At 45.5% G+C, this 18390-nt stretch carries 12 protein-coding genes and 4 tRNA genes; 1 reads left to right on the forward strand and 15 read right to left on the reverse strand.

Features of this window, described 5'->3' with window-relative positions; genetic code table 11:
- Nucleotides 1–41: 41 nt before the first annotated feature.
- From ftsX to HFM85_RS04875, 15 genes are all read right to left on the reverse strand, one after another.
- Nucleotides 42–947 carry a permease-like cell division protein FtsX gene (gene ftsX, locus HFM85_RS04805; protein WP_173737408.1) on the reverse strand — a complete coding sequence of 302 codons (906 nt, stop codon included), beginning with the start codon at nucleotides 945–947 and terminating at the stop codon, nucleotides 42–44.
- Nucleotides 937–1620, reverse strand: coding sequence for a cell division ATP-binding protein FtsE (gene ftsE, locus HFM85_RS04810; protein ID WP_173737409.1), 684 nt, complete (start codon nucleotides 1618–1620; stop codon nucleotides 937–939). The genes ftsX and ftsE overlap by 11 nt, the downstream gene beginning before the upstream one ends.
- 297 nt (nucleotides 1621–1917) lie before the next feature.
- Entirely contained in the window at nucleotides 1918–3009 is a 1092-nt protein-coding gene (locus HFM85_RS04815) for a PucR family transcriptional regulator (protein WP_173737410.1), read from the reverse strand.
- Between the two features lie 136 nt (nucleotides 3010–3145).
- Complete coding sequence (locus tag HFM85_RS04820) at nucleotides 3146–4015, reverse strand: YitT family protein (protein ID WP_173737411.1); 870 nt, start codon at nucleotides 4013–4015, stop codon at nucleotides 3146–3148.
- Between the two features lie 193 nt (nucleotides 4016–4208).
- Complete coding sequence (locus tag HFM85_RS04825) at nucleotides 4209–4583, reverse strand: PqqD family protein (protein ID WP_173737412.1); 375 nt, start codon at nucleotides 4581–4583, stop codon at nucleotides 4209–4211.
- On the reverse strand, nucleotides 4583–6481 hold the full coding sequence (locus HFM85_RS04830) for an OPT family oligopeptide transporter (RefSeq protein WP_173737413.1): 1899 nt from the start codon (nucleotides 6479–6481) through the stop codon (nucleotides 4583–4585). Before HFM85_RS04830 ends, HFM85_RS04825 begins: the two co-directional genes overlap by 1 nt.
- A 218-nt stretch (nucleotides 6482–6699) precedes the next feature.
- The gene (locus HFM85_RS04835) at nucleotides 6700–8499 is read right to left on the reverse strand and encodes a vWA domain-containing protein (RefSeq protein WP_173737414.1); all 1800 of its coding nucleotides are present in this window, start codon (nucleotides 8497–8499) and stop codon (nucleotides 6700–6702) included.
- Nucleotides 8492–9409 carry an AAA family ATPase gene (locus HFM85_RS04840; RefSeq protein WP_173737415.1) on the reverse strand — a complete coding sequence of 306 codons (918 nt, stop codon included), beginning with the start codon at nucleotides 9407–9409 and terminating at the stop codon, nucleotides 8492–8494. Before HFM85_RS04840 ends, HFM85_RS04835 begins: the two co-directional genes overlap by 8 nt.
- A 201-nt stretch (nucleotides 9410–9610) precedes the next feature.
- Entirely contained in the window at nucleotides 9611–11728 is a 2118-nt protein-coding gene (locus HFM85_RS04845; protein WP_173737416.1) for a glutamine synthetase III family protein, read from the reverse strand.
- 93 nt (nucleotides 11729–11821) lie between these two features.
- Nucleotides 11822–12787, reverse strand: a complete 966-nt coding sequence (locus tag HFM85_RS04850) for a diacylglycerol/lipid kinase family protein (RefSeq protein WP_173737417.1) — start codon at nucleotides 12785–12787, stop codon at nucleotides 11822–11824.
- Between the two features lie 182 nt (nucleotides 12788–12969).
- Nucleotides 12970–13043 (reverse strand) — tRNA-Met (locus tag HFM85_RS04855).
- A gap of 16 nt (nucleotides 13044–13059) precedes the next feature.
- Nucleotides 13060–13132: transfer RNA gene (locus HFM85_RS04860), tRNA-Val, on the reverse strand.
- A 7-nt stretch (nucleotides 13133–13139) separates the two neighbouring features.
- Nucleotides 13140–13213 (reverse strand) — tRNA-Met (locus HFM85_RS04865).
- Nucleotides 13214–13229: 16 nt separating this feature from the next.
- Nucleotides 13230–13302: transfer RNA gene (locus HFM85_RS04870), tRNA-Val, on the reverse strand.
- A gap of 193 nt (nucleotides 13303–13495) precedes the next feature.
- Nucleotides 13496–17251, reverse strand: coding sequence for a phosphoribosylformylglycinamidine synthase (locus HFM85_RS04875; RefSeq protein ID WP_173738810.1), 3756 nt, complete (start codon nucleotides 17249–17251; stop codon nucleotides 13496–13498).
- Between the two features lie 153 nt (nucleotides 17252–17404).
- Here HFM85_RS04875 and HFM85_RS04880 point away from each other — a divergent pair, with 153 nt between their 5' ends.
- Nucleotides 17405–18274: a LysR family transcriptional regulator gene (locus HFM85_RS04880; RefSeq protein WP_173738811.1), complete on the forward strand. Its 870-nt coding sequence runs from the start codon at nucleotides 17405–17407 to the stop codon at nucleotides 18272–18274.
- The last annotated feature ends 116 nt before the right edge of the window (nucleotides 18275–18390 follow it).

Raw genomic sequence — 18390 nt, forward strand, 5'->3', positions numbered from 1 at the left:
AAAAACGGCTGCCGGTTCTCCGACAGCCGATACTTATTATATTATACTCTGAGGTGCTTTCTTGTTGTGAAGAAGCTTCCCAGAAGACCGATTCCTACACCAAGTCCGAGTCCCATCGGGATCAGTCCTTCGTAAATCTGCCAGATTGGGATAAAATCTACAATACCTGTGAGCACATTAAATTTTGTTAAGATAAATTCTACTGCTGAATTATACAGGAAGAACAGTCCGATCAGCGGGATTGCCGCACCGATCACCCCAAGGACAATACCTTCCAGAAGGAACGGCAGTCGTACAAAAGCATCTGTCGCGCCGATGTATTTCATGATTCCGATTTCTTCCTTTCGGACGGAAATACCCATGGATACCGTATTGCTGATCAGAAATACGGATATCACCAGAAGGATTCCGATCACTCCGATGGATACGTAAGATACAAGTTTATTGATAGATCCAAGTGTCTTGGATGCCTGCTCAGACTGGTTGACTTTACGGACATGCTCCAGTCCCTGTATGTAATTTACCAGCTCTGTCTGCTTGGTGATATCGTTAAGATATACATGATAATTAGATGAATTCACAAGCGGGTTATCATCCTTGAATCCGTCTGCCGCATCTTCATCGTCAAAATACTGCTTCTTATATTCTTCCCATGCCTGGTCTGCTGATTCATACTCAATCTTCGCCACCTCAGATCTTGCCTGGATTTCTTCACCTACTGCCTGGATTTCTTCCTCCGTTGTTCCTTCGTCAAAGAATACTGTGATCGGAACTTCCGCTTCTACCTTATGCGCTATATTATCCACATTGTTTACAATAGAATAAAAAATACCTACCAGAAAAATACAGGCTGCCATTGTAATGATACACGCAAGGGAAAACATCCAGTTTCTCTTTATGTTCTTGAATCCCTGTTTCAGGGTATACCAGATCGTACTAGGCCTCATGATATCCTCCCTCTTTCTCATCGCTGATGATCTTGCCGTTGTGCATGGTAACTACTCTTTTACGCATGGCATTGACGATATCTTTATTATGGGTAACTACCAGGACTGTTGTTCCTCTGTCATTGATCTGTTCCATCAGTGCCATGATCTCCTCGGAAGTCTTTGGATCCAGATTTCCGGTTGGCTCATCTGCCAGAAGGATGTCCGGGCGGTTTACCAGTGCTCTGGCCAGTGCTACTCGCTGCTGCTCACCACCGGAGAGTTCATCCGGATATGCTTTATATTTTCCGGCAAGTCCTACTTCCTGAAGGACTTCCGGTACCCGTTTACGGATAACACGGGTCGGTCTTCCGATGACACGCTGTGCAAATGCCACATTCTCATATACATTGCGGTCTTTCAGAAGACGGAAATCCTGGAACACTACGCCAAGTTTTCTGCGATATTTCGCTACACGTCTGTGTTTCATCTTCTCCAGACGTTCGCCGCTGACTGTAATAGTTCCGCCTGTGGAATCCAGTTCTTTCATCAGAAGCTTGATCAGGGTTGATTTACCTGAACCGCTGCTTCCGACTACAAATACGAATTCCCCTTTATCTACATGTAAGTTCGCATGATTCACAGCCGGAAGACCCGGACCGTAAGATTTGCTCACATCTACAAGATCGATCATATTTATCCTCCTCTATGTAATCCAAATATGGTTTCTTAACTTTTTTGTAATATTATTGTAATATATTTCCTGTCTGATTGCAAGAATAAATTTCCCAGAGCCAAAACAGCCCTCTTCGAGTTATTTATTTTAACGTAAAAACACAAAAATTACAATAGAACTGATGGCGGTTATCTGTGAAGTTCGTGTGAACTTCCATATAAAAACTGCCGCCTATCCAAAAAAGATCAAGCGACAGTTAAAAAATTCTGTTTTTACCTTAATGTATTGAACTATCATCCTGATTCCAAGATGATATCAGTACTCCAGTGTCTCCATATACTTCATATATCTGACAACCATCAACGCGATCTTAAATGTGATCGCATCTTCGAATACTCTCAGATCCAGTCCTGTGCTCTTCTGAAGTTTATCCAGACGATATACGAGTGTATTTCTGTGGATATACAGCTGTCTGGATGTCTCAGATACATTCAGGCTGTTCTCGAAGAATTTATCAATGGTGACAAGTGTTTCCTCATCGAAATCATCCGGTGACTTGTTATCGAAAATCTCACGGATGAACATCTTGCACAGCGGAATAGGCAGCTGATAGATCAGTCGTCCGATTCCCAGTGAACTGTATGCAATCACTTCTTTATCTCCAAAGAAGATCTTACCTACATCAAGTGCCATACGGGCTTCCTTATAGGAACGTGAAACTTCCTTCAGCTCATTGACGATAGTACCATATGCCATATGGACATCCTCGCCATCCTTGTTCAGGTCAAGAGTATCCAGAATCGTATGAGCCAGCTTATCCATCTCCGGATAGCCCTCTCCGTCCTCCAGTTCCTTGACGATAATAATGCTCTTCTCATCTACAGCAGTGATAAAATCTCTGCTCTTTCCACCAAAAAGACTCTTCACGCTCTCCACTGAGCTGTGATCCTTCTCCTGGTTCAGTTCCAGAATCATAACTACACGACGGACATCTGCCTCAATATGAAGCTTCTTCGCTCTGTTGTAAATATCAACCAGAAGAAGATTATCAAGAAGAAGATTCTTGATAAAGCTGTCCTTGTCAAAACGCTCCTTATACGCTACGATCAGATTCTGGATCTGGAAGGCTGCAAGCTTGCCTACCATATAAGTATCCTCATCATCCCCATGGGCCACAAGGACATACTCCAACTGATAATCATCACAGACCTTAAAGTACTGAAATCCCTTGACAAGCTGGCTGTCTGCCTGGGATTCTACAAAAGCCTGGATATCTGCCGGCTGGATTTCAAAATCAGAAAAGGTAGATGCCAACACCTTACCGTCCGTATCAATGACACAAAATTCTGTCCTTGATATTTCTTTAAGTCCCTCGAGCGTATTCTGTAACACCTGATTCGATATCATTCCGTTCAATCCCTTCTCACTTATGTGTATGCTTATCTTCTGTCTTTCCCTCTCTATCTATGGCTATTTTAATACAAAATCACCAAAAATAAAAGAGGAAAACAGAAAAAACTTACAAATTTTTGTTGAAATCAGCCTAATTTTTCTCTATAAACCCTTCTCCATGAACCTCTCTTGCATCGGAAACAATCACAAAAGCATTGGGGTCAATATCATCCACCAGCTCTTTCAGCTTCACGATTTCCTTCTTATTTACCACACAGAAGATGATGGTTTTCTCCTGGCCGGAGTACATACCCTTGCCACAGATTCCGGTTGCCCCACGATCCAGGTCTTCCATAATGACCTTTGCCACCTCATCCGGCTTCTCCGTAATGATAAATGTCTGCTTGGAAAACTTCAGACCTTCGATCAGGCTGTCGGATACTTTTGTTACCAGATAAACTGCAATGATGGCATACAGAGCACGCTGGATGCCAAACACATACATACCCACAATTACAACAAGGCCATCAATAAACTGCATGATCTGTGCGATGGAATAATGACTTATATACTTCTGGATCAGTGCTGCCATCATATCCGTTCCGCCTGTGGTTCCCTGTCCGAGGAAAACCATTCCGATGCCGATTCCCAGGATCACACCACCGTATACAGCAGCCAGAAGAAGATCATCTCCCGCAATATTCCACACCGGCTGAATGGCAAGCCAGGTTGAGAGGGAGATCTCACCGGCCAGAGCTTTTTTTACAAAAGAAAAGCCTTTGATCCGCCATCCCAGAAAAAACAGTGGGATGTTCAGCGTGATATTGGTAAGCCACAGCGGAACTCCGCCATCTATGATCCCACCGGTCCAGTGCTTCACCAGGATCGCAATACCGGAAAAGCCGCCTGTTACCAGCCCGGTTGCATCAAAAACGGAATTGATGGCAAGTGCCATCAGCCCGGTTCCTGCTATGATCAGAAGATAATCCAGATACCATTTCTTTTTTTTCACAAGACTCATAAAGTGCTCCTTTCATTTTTTTCACAGCAGTTTCTGAAAAATCTGCATGAAATGTTTCCCAAATATATACATTCCACTGCAAAAATTTCATAACGCTGCAGTATCATATGACAACTGCATCAGTTTCCCGTACTGATGTGTCATAAAAAGAACGGGCACGTACACTATTCTGCGTCCGTTCCCGTTCTCAATGCTACTTATCTGTCTTCTTATTTATAAAATGGACAAAGTCATAGCTTTCCATTATCTGAAAGTATTTTACGATTCTCGGATAAAGCGGTTCTGCCTTATCTCCGAAATGTTCTTTCACCAGCAGGGCAATATCCTGCACGGTTTTTGTTCCATCGATCTCCGGCCAGATAAAAGTTCCCATTTCATCAAGATGAACCTTGGAAAACCTTGGCTTGCCAAAAACCTTCTGCGCGATGGTATTGAACATACCCTTATTCTCTATCTCAAGAATGATCCGCTGCTTCAGGTCCCGGTGCCACCGGATCGACTGGTTTGTTTCCGGGATCAGATCAAGATAGTTGATATCCTGTTTCTTATCCTTTTTGTTTTTTCTCATCAGGCTTTCTTCTTTCTCCAGATAGAGAATTTAAGCAGTGACAGGATCATGATGATCATCAGCACAACACCGCCGATATTTCCAAGGCTTACAACGCCGGACATATCAAGACTGATGCCGACAACTGCAAAGATCGCAAGAAGAATTCCAACAAGACCCTCGCCGGCGATCATACCAGCACAGTACAGGGTACCATCTGTAGCCTGAGCTGTCTTGGTTTTTTCGTCAACGCCTTTTCTGCGGTCAAGTAATCCACGAACGATACCACCGATCATGATAGTTGCGTTCAGGTAGATTGGAAGGTAAAGACCGATTGCGAAAGGCATTACCGGAATACGGAGGATTTCAAGGCAGATTGCAAGGAATACACCTACAAATACAAGTCCCCATGGAAGGTTTCCGCCCATGATTCCCTCAACGATCATCTTCATAAGCTGAGCCTGCGGAGCAGGGATCTCTGCTGTACCGTAGCCCCATGCTGCATTCAGAAGATACAGAACACCACCGATAGCAAGACCGGAAACAACAACACCGAGCATCTCACCCATCTGCTGCTTCTTAGGTGTGGCACCAAGAAGGTATCCTGTCTTAAGATCCTGAGAAGTATCACCTGCGATTGCTGCGATGATACAGATAACAGAACCAACAGCGATCGCTGCTGTCATTCCGTCAATACCTGTTTTACCGGAGCTCTTGATAGCAAATGTAGCGATCAGAAGAGTAGCGATAGCCATACCGGAAACCGGGTTATTGGAGCTTCCTACAAGACCTACCATACGGGAGGATACTGTTGCAAAGAAGAATCCAAAGATTACGATGATAAATGCACCAAGAAGAGTTACCGGGATTGCCGGAACGATCCAGATGATAAATACCATTGCAATAATACCAAGAAGTATGAACTGCATCGGAAGATCCTGTGCTGTTCTCTCTGTACTTGTGTTCTTGCTGCCCTTCATGCTCTTCATGGAGTCACGGAAGGTTGTAACGATCAGCGGCAAGGATTTGATCAGAGAAATGATACCACCTGTTGCGATGGCACCTGCACCAATATACTTAACATAAGTAGACCAGATTGCTGCTGCTCCGCCGTTTGCGTAAAGCTGGGCAATTGTTGTTCCCTCTGCAGCCGGGTACATCCATGTGTCAGGTCCGAACAGGCAGATCAGCGGGATGATGACCATCCAGCCAATAAGAGAACCTGTAAACATGTATGATGCGATCTTCGGTCCTACGATATAACCAACACCGAGAAGTGCCGGATAAACCTCCATACCGATCTCGCCCTTAAAGGATTTAAATGCTGCAGAAACATCTGCCGGAAGAAGCTTCAGTCCATCAACAACAAATTTGAAGATGGCAGCAAGTCCCATACCGGAGAATACTGTGGAAGCATTGGCTCCTCCTTCCTCACCGGCAAGAAGAACGTCTGCGCAGGCAGTTCCTTCCGGATAGAGAAGAGTTGCATGCTCTTTAACAATGAGGGCATTACGAAGGGGCACCATAAAAAGTACACCAAGGATACCACCGCAAAGTGCGATCAGAGTGATCTCAACAATGCCTGGCTTGTCTGAAAGTCCTTCCTCTGCCCAGAGGAACAGTGCAGGCATGGTGAAGATAGCACCTGCTGCAAGAGACTCACCAGCTGAGCCGATGGTCTGAACCATATTGCTCTCCAAAATGGAGTTTCTGCGAAGAATCACGCGGATAACACCCATGGAGATAACTGCCGCCGGAATGGAGGCAGATACTGTCATACCAACGCGAAGACCAAGGTAAGCATTGGCTGCGCCGAAGATGACAGCAAGAATACATCCCATGATCACAGATGTAACTGTGAGCTCCGGAGTGACTTTCTCCGCAGGAATGTAAGGTTTGAACTCTGTGTTTTTGTTCATATTTCCTCTCCCTTTATCTAGTAAATTAGTAACGTCATATAGTATATCAAATTCCGCAGTATTTTGCAAGGAATTATCTCTGTAATATTATGTATTATTTACAATTTTATGGATAATTATAAGTAAAAATTTAGTCACTATGCGGCTTTTATGCTAACATAGTGACTATATACATTCCAATTGAATATTATACATCCGGAAAAAAATATCATTTTTTTTCAGTTATCTGCTTCCAGCTGTTTTGTCAGATATCGTCCCACGATCCTGGAAAAATTGCCAACATCCCGGATATAGGCAAAATCCTTGCCGAAAATCTTCTTCTCGGCAGCAAGATCTTTTTCTTCTCCTGCAAAAACCCCCAGGACACTGACTCCCTGGCTTCTGAGCCGGCGGATCTCCGTAGCTGTATCCGCAATGGCATATTTACCATGATACGGCGCAGGATTCTTTGCATTGGGACGGTTGATGATCACATCGTAAGGTCTTCCATCACTTAATATGATCAGAATCTTCTTTTCTTCTTCCCTCTGCAGAAGTCCGTAGCCAGCTGCTTTTATGGCCAGTCCGTCACGGTTATTGGAAGAAGTTACATAATTAAAGATGTTTTCATCTGCCGCCACAGGATCATCGTACTCCCGGAATCTGTGCATGATAGTGTGATCCCAGAATGTGCAGTAACTCATCACCCGGTGAGGGATCTCCACATTACTCAGGGCAGAACTTATCATATAAGCCTGCAGTGCCACATCTCCCTGGCGGCTCATCTGGGAACCGCTGGCATCGATCAGCACATCTACTGCAAAATCTGTATTGTCACCTCTGAGGACTCTTTTGAACAGATCAGCTTCTCTGCTCCGCCCTACTCTCCATAGCCTGGACGGGATGATCATTCCTCTGTCCGAAAGGACCTCCTGGTTTTCGCTTCGGATCACAAGAGCTTTTTTCAGCAGTTCGGTGAGCATGGATGTATTCCTCTTGGCGATCCTGTGCTTGTCATGATAGACCCATATGTTCTTATTCCGGAGACGCTTGGCATACTGATACTGGTAGTTATCACGCACCGGATTCTCAAGGATTCCTTCTGTAAAATACAGAGTACAGTCTCCGTGTATGCCGCGGCACATCAGATAATTCATCCGCTTGTCTTCTGCAGGCGAAAGATAGCTTCTTCCAAAATTCAGTTCAACATAGGTGTGGGCTTTTTTTAATGCTTCTTCGGAAACTACGGTGATCTTGTTCTTTACTTTCCTCTTCTCTTCCATATCTTCCGTAAGAGATGAATTTTCAAGATCTGTCACCCGGTCTGTGATCTGTTCCACATAATTTTCCAGGGCATCCTCATACATTTCCTCATTGAGATAATCTTCCCATCCGAATTCTGTCAGTTCTTCCAGAGTTACTGCCATCACCCGGTCCAGAGAACCTTTTTTCTTTTCAAAATCCGGATCGATCACAGTATTATAAAGACTGTCGATCACCTGGATCAGCTCCATGGTATCCTCTGTATTTCCACATTCGTAGATCTGATCCCGAAAACCGGACAGTTTCTTCTCCACCGGCTGTACGCTTCCTGCCAGTACATCCCGGAATACTGCGATCTTTAAACGGTCCAGAAGCATATCATAAGATGGCAGGGTTTCGTATTCCTGATCCATGATGTCTTCCAGGGCTTTTTTCCTCATGCGGCGCACTCCTGGACGTTCTTCGCAGATCCGTTCACCTACAGCTGCCTCAATACAGAGCTGCGTCAGCCCGGTAAGTTCTGATTCAGAAGCATCCAGATAGATTTTTTTTACCAGATAAAGCCCCAGCAGATTTTTATCAAAATATCTGGCAAAAGCTCCCTGCTTGATCCCGTCGTAAAGCGCGATCTCCTTTGAACGCAGAAACAGAGATACGTCCGGCTTCACATCCAGGGTATAATCGCCGCTGACTGTCCAGAGGAGATTACGGATGCGGTTCTCCAGATCCAGCTTGTAATCTTCTATGGATAGTTCTTCTGTGAGATTTCTATGCATAGACATCTTCCTTTGTCCATTCTTCCGGGATCCTTGTCCGAACTACATCATCCACGATCTCTTTTTCAAAAATATCAAAAGTCTTGTTCACAACACCCATCTTTACTGCTGCCAAAGGTGAAAGTCCTGCCCGGACGATCTTCATAGCAGCCAGAAGTCCTCGAAGATCCAGGGATTTTGTGGAAATTTCGCTGTTTACGGACTTTTTCTGAAGGTCCATAAATACGCCAATGAACTGCTCCACTGCTTTTTCTTTTGCATCCGGGAACATTTTATTGAAGATAAAACCTAATGTTTCCTCTGTCTGGGCTGGCATGTCGATCACCAGGAATCTGGATACAAGTGCCTCGTTGAGCTCTTTTGTTCCTGCATATCCATAGTTCATTGTTCCGATAAAACGTGCTGCAGGATGCAGGTCGATCCTGTCATATCCCGGAACATCAATAGAACGGCGGTAGTCAAGAGTTGCATGAAGGACAGAGACTGCATCATTCTTGGCCATATTAATTTCGTCCAGGATGCCGAATCCACCATACTCTGCACACTGATAAATACTGCCCTTTCGGAGGCACACTTCATTGTTTACAAAGGTATCCGTTCCGATCAGGTCGCCGCTGTTTGTATTTACATGAAATGATACATTGTATACCGGACGGCCGAATGCATAGGCCAGGTTCTCAGCCAGAATGTTTTTTCCTGTTGCTTTCGGTCCTGCCAGAAGAAGGTTTTCCCCCTCCAGAAGACCTGCGATGGCCATTTCCAGGATTTCTTTTCCATAGAACGGAATGGACGGTCTGGTAACTCTTGCCGCAGCAGCTTCATCCACTCCGTAATTTTTACGGAATTCCTTAATGCTGCGGATCAGTTCGCCGGATACATTCTGTTCTTTTAAAAAATCTAATTCTTCCATATATATTATTACTCCTAATTGTCAAACTGATAAAAACATCCACGCTCAATACTTGTTCAGGACAGAATCAGGCAGGCTCACCCCTATCGGAAATTTTACCTGATCCAGCTAAAAACGGAACAGACTTCTTTGCCTGTCCCGTCATTTTTTTACAGATGCCTCAACAAACAGGGTCATCTTCTATTTCTTATATTTGACTGATCATACCTCAAAGATCAGATCGCCGTAGGATGGCATCGGCCACATATCTTTATCTACGATCATCTCAAGCTCATCAACCGGTTTTCTTAAAGCTTTCATTGCCGGTACAACACACTCTCTGAAGAATACCGCACGGTCGCGTCCCTCTTCATGAGATTCTGCCTCAGCGATCAGTCCGGAAAGCTTATCCATAGCTGTTTTGGTCTCAGCAAGAAGTGCGGAGGATTTTTCCAGAAGACTTGTCTGTACGCTGACATCAAGTGCTGCGCTCACTGCCTTCACAGAATTGATGGACTCTGCAAGAACTGTTGTATAACGGATCACTGCCGGGATGATCTGCTTGGTGGCAATATCCACCATGGTCTTAGCCTCAATGTTGATGGCCTTAGCATAACCCTCATACTGGATCTCTGCCCTGGACTCAAGCTCTGCTCTTGTGAATACATTAAAGGACTCAAAAAGCTTCACAGCCTTGTCTGTTGTCAGTGCAGGGATTGCATCTACCATGGACGGAAGGATCGGAAGACCACGTCTTCTGGCTTCTTCTTCCCACTCAGGAGCATATCCGTTTCCATTGAATACAATTTTCTGGTGCTCAGTTGCATACTCTTTAATCAGGTCATGTACTGCGATATCAAAATCTTCTGCTGCTTCAAGGCGGTCACATGCATCACGGAATACTTCTGCTGCAATGGTATTCAGCACAACATTGCACTCGGAAATGGAATCACGGGAACCGACCATACGGAACTCGAATTTATTTCCGGTAAACGCAAACGGTGATGTTCTGTTTCGGTCTGTTGCATCTTTCATAAAGTCAGGCAATGTCTTAACACCAGTGTCAAGTATCTCGCCTTTCTTACTGTGTGTTGCTGTGCCTGTGCTGATCAGCTGCTCCAGCACATCCTGAAGCTGCTCGCCAAGGAATACGGAGATAACTGCCGGCGGTGCCTCGTTTCCTCCGAGACGTTCATCATTTCCAACGTCTGCTGCTGATTCTCTCAGAAGATCTGCATGCTCATCAACCGCTTTCAGGATACAGGTGAGAACAAGAAGGAACTGGATATTCTCATGAGGAGTTTTTCCCGGCTCAAGAAGGTTGATCCCGTCATCTGTTGTCAGGGACCAGTTATTGTGTTTACCGGAACCGTTAACTCCTGCAAACGGTTTCTCATGAAGCAGGCAGCGCATACCATGACGGCTGGCAACTTTTTTGAGGATACGCATCATGATCTGATTGTGATCTGCCGCAATATTTACCGGTGCATAGATCGGTGCCAGCTCATGCTGTGCAGGTGCTACCTCATTATGCTGTGTCTTGGCTGTTACACCCAGTTTCCAGCACTCCTCGTTGACTTCTTTCATATATGCGGAGATTCTCTGACGGATAGTTCCAAAATAATGGTCATCCATCTCCTGTCCCTTAGGAGGCATGGCACCGAAAAGAGTTCTTCCTGTGTAAATCAGATCTTTTCTCTGGAGCCATTTCTGCTTGTCAACCAGGAAATATTCCTGCTCAGCTCCAACGGAAGGAGTTACTTTTTTGGAAGTTGTATTTCCGAAAAGGCGAAGAAGGCGAAGTGCCTGTGTATTAACCGCTTCCATGGAACGGAGAAGCGGAGTTTTCTGGTCAAGTGCCTCCCCTGTATAGGAACAGAATGCAGTCGGGATACATAAAATACCGCCTGCTGCATCATGACGTACAAAGGCAGGTGATGTACAATCCCATGTTGTATAACCCCTTGCCTCGAATGTTGCACGGAGTCCTCCAGACGGGAAGGAAGACGCATCCGGCTCACCCTTGATCAGCTCCTTGCCGGAAAAGCTTAAGAGTACCTTGCCGTCCTCTCTTGGTGCTGTGACAAATGCGTCATGCTTCTCAGCTGTAACGCCTGTCAGCGGCTGGAACCAGTGGCAGTAATGTGTAGCACCTTTCTCAATAGCCCATTCCTTCATCTCATGTGCAACCACATCAGCGATCTCCATGGACAGTTCCTTGCCCTCTTCTATTGTCTTTTTCAGTTCCCGGTATACCTTCTTCGGCAGACGGTCCTGCATAACAGAATCGTTAAATACATCGCAGCCAAAGATTTCCTTTACATTGATATAATCTTCCATTTCTTCCTCCTTTTCGTTCCTGTATATCCAGTCTTTCTTATGGGGAAAGACGTTTTCACATCTGTAGGATCACCCTGTCTCCGGATACCCGGATCATTCTTCGCTGTTCTGGGTGATTTCCTTGATCTCCTGCAGCTTCTGGTTCAGCCGGCCTTTTTTCTGATTCTTATTGCTGGTGAGATAAAGGTTCATGGCCTCATGAAGATTATCAATCTCCACATGAGTCTGGTCTCCTCCGAATTCTCCGTCCAGCGTCCACGGAACAGCCTCTTCAGACTCGATCACAACATGGGCAGACTTAAAAGAATAGATCAGATCTGTATTATCCTCTGCTGTGAGAAGTGCAGTCATGATCTCCTGAAGCTCCAGCGGATTCTTCGGATTTGTGATCAGTGTCACCTCAAACAGTCCGTCATTCATATCCACATTCTTACCTGTAAGATTCTTAAAGCCTCCTACGGATCTGGAATTGCTGATCATACCATAAATAAAATCATTCTCCACAGTCAGCTCATCGGAAGTTACTTTCAGATGATAGGATTTCACCTCAAAAAGCTGTTTCATTCCTTCCAGCACATAGGCAACATGTCCCAGGATATTCTTCAGATCCTGATCAGTCTCATAGGAAACATTGGTAAACAGCCCAAACGCAGCCACATAGGCAAATGTCTGGTTATTAAATTTACCGATATCACAGTGATAGATCTGCTCCTCCATGATCATGGATGCAGCTGCAGTCATACTCTTCGGCATAAACAGACTGTTGGCAAAATCATTGGTGCTTCCTGCCGGAATATAACCGATGGGTGTCTGGCTGCCTACTTCCACGATTCCGGTAACCACCTCATCAAGTGTACCGTCACCGCCGCTGCAGGCGATCAGATCCACCTGATCTGCATATTCCTTCACCTGTTCATAAGCATCCTTCGGTCCCTGCGTGGCACGGATGATCACTTCATATCCACCTTTGTTAAAGATATCCACAATGTCCAGCAGATGCGTCTTGATCCTTCCTTTTCCTGCTTTGGGGTTGAAAACAAAAAGCATTCTTTTTTTCATTATCCAATCCTCATTTCCCGAAATGATTCGTTATGTCTATTCTTTTACTATGATAAAAAAAACGATGTAAAATGTCAATCTTAACTTTTCACATCTGGTCTTACCACAGATATCCGAAAATCATGGTAACAAAAAAAGTCCGAAAACCCAATTAGAATTGAATCTTCAGACCTTTTGTTAAGTAGCGAGAGGGGGATTCGAACCCTCGACACCACGGGTATGAACCGTGTGCTCTAGCCAACTGAGCTATCTCGCCATATTCTTTTGTAACATGGGACCTATAGGGCTCGAACCTATGACCCTCTGCTTGTAAGGCAGATGCTCTCCCAGCTGAGCTAAGATCCCATATAAGTAGCGAGAGGGGGATTCGAACCCTCGACACCACGGGTATGAACCGTGTGCTCTAGCCAACTGAGCTATCTCGCCATATCTTTTTGTAACATGGGACCTATAGGGCTCGAACCTATGACCCTCTGCTTGTAAGGCAGATGCTCTCCCAGCTGAGCTAAGATCCCATAACAATCGCTCGTCTTATGAACTCTTCCGTTCCGCAACTCGCTTTGCTATTATATAATGATTTATGACTTGTGTCAACAGTTTTTTTCACTTTTTTTAATTTTTTAAAAAATATATGCTTTTTTGTATTTTTACAGTGGCAGGGAGGTCTGAAATCCCCTGCCACTGCATGCAGCTCACACAATCCTGATATTATCTAAAGTATTCCACACCGGACTCAAAGATCCTAATATCCTGCTCTCCGTAAATATTGACAGCAACACCTGCATCACGACGCTCGCTGTGTGCCATCTTTCCGAGAACACGTCCATCCGGGCTTGTGATACCTTCGATGTTCATATAAGAGCCGTTTACGTTGAACTCTCCCTCATATCCTGTCTCATCCACAGGTACATACTCTGTTGCAATCTGTCCGTTTTCTTTCAGTTTCTTCAGCCACTCATCATTGGCAACAAAACGTCCCTCACCATGGGAAGCCGGGTTACAGTAAATTCCACCAAGCTGTGCTTTCTGAAGCCATGGAGACTTGTTGCTGACAACCTTAGTATAAACCATCCTGGATACGTGACGTCCGATGGTGTTGTATGTCAGTGTCGGAGAATCCTCTTTCTGTCCACAGATCTCACCGTATGGTACAAGTCCAAGTTTGATAAGAGCCTGGAATCCGTTACAGATACCAAGTGCAAGACCGTCACGCTCATTGAGTAACTTCATAACAGCCTCTTTGATCTTCTCATTCTGGAATGCAGTAGCAAAGAATTTCGCAGATCCGTCCGGCTCATCACCTGCTGAGAATCCGCCAGGGAACATGATCATCTGTGCCTGGCTGATGGCTTTCTCAAAGATTTCCACAGAATCATGGATATCTTCTGCAGTAAGATTCTTGAATACCTTGACATCAACCTCAGCTCCTGCTCTCTCAAATGCACGGGTACTGTCGTACTCGCAGTTTGTTCCGGGGAATACAGGGATAAATACACGCGGTTTTGCAACTTTATGTTTGCATACATAGATGCTGTCTGCTTTGTAAAGGGAACCGTCATCAGCCTTGACCTCTTCGGTTCCTGCTGCAGTCTTAAATACGCTCTCCAGAGTTCCTTCCCATGTTGAAAGTGCCTCTTTCAGAGTGATCTCTGTATCACTGTAGGAGAACTTCGCATCATCCGTAACCTCACCAATCACAGTATAGGTAATAGCAAGCTCACCGACTTTTCCATCCGGAACCTCACAGATGATATCTCCGAATGCCGGGGCAAAGAAATCTCTTGGATCAAGGTTATGCTCGATTTTTACACCCATGCCGTTACCAAATGCCATCTTGCTCACTGCTGCTGCAATTCCGTGGCGGTCAAGTGCATATGCAGAAATCACACGGCCTGCCTGGATATCCTGATGTAATTTATCATACTGCTCCATAAGAGCCGGATAATCCGGAAGGTCATACGCATCCTTCGGCGCGCGGAGCCATACAAGCTTGCTTCCTGCTTTCTTAAGCTCCGGTGTGATAACGTCTTTCACTTTTGCAACATCCACTGCGAAAGATACCAGTGTCGGAGGAACATCGATATCATTGAAGGTTCCTGACATACTATCCTTACCGCCGATGGAAGGAAGACCGAAGCCGATCTGTGCCGCATAAGCACCAAGCAGTGCGGAGAACGGCTGGCTCCATCTCTTCGGATCCTCTGTCATACGACGGAAGTATTCCTGGAATGTGAAACGGATCTTCTTATAATCACCACCTGTTGCAACAATCTTTGCAACAGACTCTGTTACTGCATAAGCTGCTCCATGATATGGGCTCCAGGAGGAAAGATATGGATCAAAGCCATAGCTCATCATAGTGACAGTCTCGGTTTTTCCGTTCTGTACCGGAACCTTTGCAACCATGGACTGTGTCTCTGTCAGCTGATATTTACCGCCGTGAGGCATAAATACACTGCCCGCTCCGATGGAACCGTCGAACATCTCAACAAGACCTTTCTGTGAGCATACATTCAGGTCAGCCAGAGTGTCCATCCATTTCTTCTTAACGTCTGTCACATCCGGACGTTTCTCAAAGAGGTTTCCTTCTTTGGACGGAATCTCAACCTCAACGGAAGTCTCCTGATGTGCACCGTTGGTATCCAGGAATGCACGGGAGATATTTACGATTTCTTTTCCTCTCCAGTTAAGGACAAGGCGTGGCTCCTCAGTTACAACTGCAACAGGAACAGCCTCAAGATTCTCTTCATTTGCAAATTTCAGGAAAGTATCTACATCTTTCGGGTCAACTACAACAGCCATACGCTCCTGGGATTCGGAGATAGCGATCTCAGTTCCGTCAAGACCTGCGTATTTCTTCGGAACCTTGTCAAGGTCGATCTGAAGTCCCGGTGCCAGCTCGCCGATGGCAACGGAAACACCGCCTGCACCGAAGTCGTTACATTTCTTGATGATATGGCTTACTTCTTCTCTGCGGAACATTCTCTGGATCTTACGCTCTGTCGGTGCGTTACCTTTCTGCACCTCTGCGCCGCAGACTTCGATGGAAGCCTCTGTATGTACCTTGGAGGAACCGGTTGCACCGCCGATACCGTCACGGCCGGTACGTCCGCCAAGAAGGATAATGATATCTCCCGGATCGGAGTTCTCACGGATAACCGCACGTCTCGGAGCAGCACCCATAACTGCACCGATCTCCATACGTTTTGCAACGTAGTCCGGATGATAGATTTCTTTTACAGCACCGGTTGCAAGACCGATCTGGTTTCCGTAGGAGCTGTAGCCGTGGGCTGCGCTGCGGACAAGTTTCTTCTGCGGAAGCTTACCCTTCAGAGTTTCCTTTACGGATACAGTAGGATCTGCTGCACCAGTTACACGCATAGCCTGATATACATAGGTACGTCCGGAAAGCGGATCACGGATCGCACCGCCAAGGCAGGTTGCAGCACCACCAAAAGGCTCGATCTCTGTCGGATGGTTATGTGTCTCATTCTTGAAGTTAATCAGCCACTCTTCTTCTTTTCCGTCCACGTCCACCGGCACCACGATACTGCAGGCATTGATCTCATCAGATTCTTCCTGATCTGCAAGCTTGCCTTCTGCTTTCAGTTTCTTCATTGCCATAAGGGCAAGATCCATCAGGCATACAAACTTGTCGTCACGGCCCTTGTACATGTTCTTATGTGTGTCCAGATATTCTTCATAGGTTTTTTCGATCGGAGCCTTGTAGTCGCCCTCATCAAACTTCACGCTTGTAAGCTCTGTTGAAAAGGTGGTATGACGGCAATGGTCAGACCAATATGTATCAAGAACACGGATTTCTGTCATGGACGGATCACGTTTCTCTTCTTTATTAAAATAATTCTGGATGTGCTGGAAATCCTTGAATGTCATGGCAAGGTTCAGGGAAGAATACAATTCTTTCAGATCAGCCTCAGCCATATCCTTGAAGCCGTCAAAAATCTTCACATCATCCGGGTCAGGGAATACACTGACCAGAGTCTCCGGCTTTTCAAGTCCTGTCTCACGGGAATCTACCGGGTTGATACAGTGATGCTTGATCGCCTCAAATTCTTCATCTGTAATACTTCCTTCAATTACATATGTAGTTGCGGAACGGATGATCGGTGCTGCATTCTCATCCAGGAACTGTACGCACTGTACAGCGGAATCAGCTCTCTGATCGAATTGTCCGGGAAGGAATTCTACGGAAAATACATGTGCGCCCTCTGCCACATCAAAATTCTCATTGTACAGATCGTCTACAGGCGGCTCTGCAAATACAGTTTTGCAGGCTTTCTCAAATACTTCATCGGAGATGTTCTCCACGTCATAACGGATCAGCTCACGGACTGCTGTCACAGTGCTGATTCCAAGATAATGTTTGATCTCATGTTTCAGTTCCCTTGCTTTTACTGCAAAAGCAGATTTCTTTTCTACATACACACGTCTTACGTTGCTCATAGAAGGCTCCTTTCTCTATATCCGATAATAAGGATAGTAAACGTGCAGAAAGCATTTCGCACTTTCTTTTCTGCTGAAAATATAGTATCATAGGAAATATCATTAGTAAAATTAATATATCTTATATCATTTATAAGCGGAGGATTTTTACATATGGATATCAATCTTGAACTGTACAAAGTATTTTACTATGTAGCTACAACCTTAAGCTTTTCCGAGGCTTCCAGGCAGCTCTTTATTTCCCAGTCGGCTGTCAGCCAGGCAGTCAAAAATCTTGAGAAAAAACTGGGCCATACTCTTTTTGTAAGAAGCACCAAGAGAGTGATCCTCACCCCCGAAGGAGAACTTCTTCTCCAGCATGTAAAGCCGGCTCTTTCCATGCTCAATGAAGGCGAGGCAGCTCTTTCCGGAGAAGGCAATCTCACAGGTCAGCTTCGCATCGGTGCCAGCGATACCTTATGCCGCTACTTCCTGATTCCGTATCTTCGCAGGTTCCACAAGGATCACCCGGATGTACGGATCAAGATCATCAACAGCACTTCCATCGGATGCGCCGAACTTCTGGAAAACGGCCAGGCCGAACTGATCGTCACCAACTATCCAAACTCCAGGCTTTCTTCCCACACCAAGCTTCAGACTGTGCTGGAATTCCGCGATATCTTTGTGGCAAACCCGGATTATTTTTCCATGGGACGTAAGCCGCTTTCACTGGAAGCGCTTCTAAATTATCCGATCCTGATGCTTGCACCTAAGAGTACTACAAGCGAATACCTCCATCAGGTTTTTGCTGCACAAGGACTGAAGCTTCTGCCTGAAGTTGAGCTTAACAGCAATGACCTTCTGATCGACCTTGCCGAAATCGGCCTTGGCATCGCCTGCATTCCGGATTACATGCTTAAAAACCGCCCGGGGCTGGAACCTGTTGATCTTAAAAACCCGCTTCCTGCACGAAGCGCAGTGATCGCTCATCATGAAGCTCTCCAGCTCTCCCAGGCTGCCCAGTGCTTCCTGAAATACTTCTGAAATCATGGAGGCTCCTCATATCTGTCTGGCAGAAAACTAAAATGTCTGCTGTTACTGTAAACATATCAAAACCAAAAAGGCCACCGGAACCTGACAGAAGGATGTTCGCGATCACT

Origin of the sequence: Blautia schinkii (genome assembly GCF_013304825.1) — a bacterium.
GTDB lineage: Bacteria > Bacillota > Clostridia > Lachnospirales > Lachnospiraceae > Blautia_A > Blautia_A schinkii_B.

Excerpts from the sequence above, each read along its gene's own strand:
- ftsX (WP_173737408.1), bottom strand. The coding sequence starts at position 947 with ATGAGGCCTAGTACGATCTGGTATACCCTGAAACAGGGATTCAAGAAC.
- ftsE (WP_173737409.1), bottom strand. The coding sequence starts at position 1,620 with ATGATCGATCTTGTAGATGTGAGCAAATCTTACGGTCCGGGTCTTCCG.
- HFM85_RS04815 (WP_173737410.1), bottom strand. The coding sequence starts at position 3,009 with ATGATATCGAATCAGGTGTTACAGAATACGCTCGAGGGACTTAAAGAA.
- HFM85_RS04820 (WP_173737411.1), bottom strand. The coding sequence starts at position 4,015 with ATGAGTCTTGTGAAAAAAAAGAAATGGTATCTGGATTATCTTCTGATC.
- HFM85_RS04825 (WP_173737412.1), bottom strand. The coding sequence starts at position 4,583 with ATGAGAAAAAACAAAAAGGATAAGAAACAGGATATCAACTATCTTGAT.
- HFM85_RS04830 (WP_173737413.1), bottom strand. The coding sequence starts at position 6,481 with ATGAACAAAAACACAGAGTTCAAACCTTACATTCCTGCGGAGAAAGTC.
- HFM85_RS04835 (WP_173737414.1), bottom strand. The coding sequence starts at position 8,499 with ATGCATAGAAATCTCACAGAAGAACTATCCATAGAAGATTACAAGCTG.
- HFM85_RS04840 (WP_173737415.1), bottom strand. The coding sequence starts at position 9,409 with ATGGAAGAATTAGATTTTTTAAAAGAACAGAATGTATCCGGCGAACTG.
- HFM85_RS04845 (WP_173737416.1), bottom strand. The coding sequence starts at position 11,728 with ATGGAAGATTATATCAATGTAAAGGAAATCTTTGGCTGCGATGTATTT.
- HFM85_RS04850 (WP_173737417.1), bottom strand. The coding sequence starts at position 12,787 with ATGAAAAAAAGAATGCTTTTTGTTTTCAACCCCAAAGCAGGAAAAGGA.
- HFM85_RS04875 (WP_173738810.1), bottom strand. The coding sequence starts at position 17,251 with ATGAGCAACGTAAGACGTGTGTATGTAGAAAAGAAATCTGCTTTTGCA.
- HFM85_RS04880 (WP_173738811.1), top strand. The coding sequence starts at position 17,405 with ATGGATATCAATCTTGAACTGTACAAAGTATTTTACTATGTAGCTACA.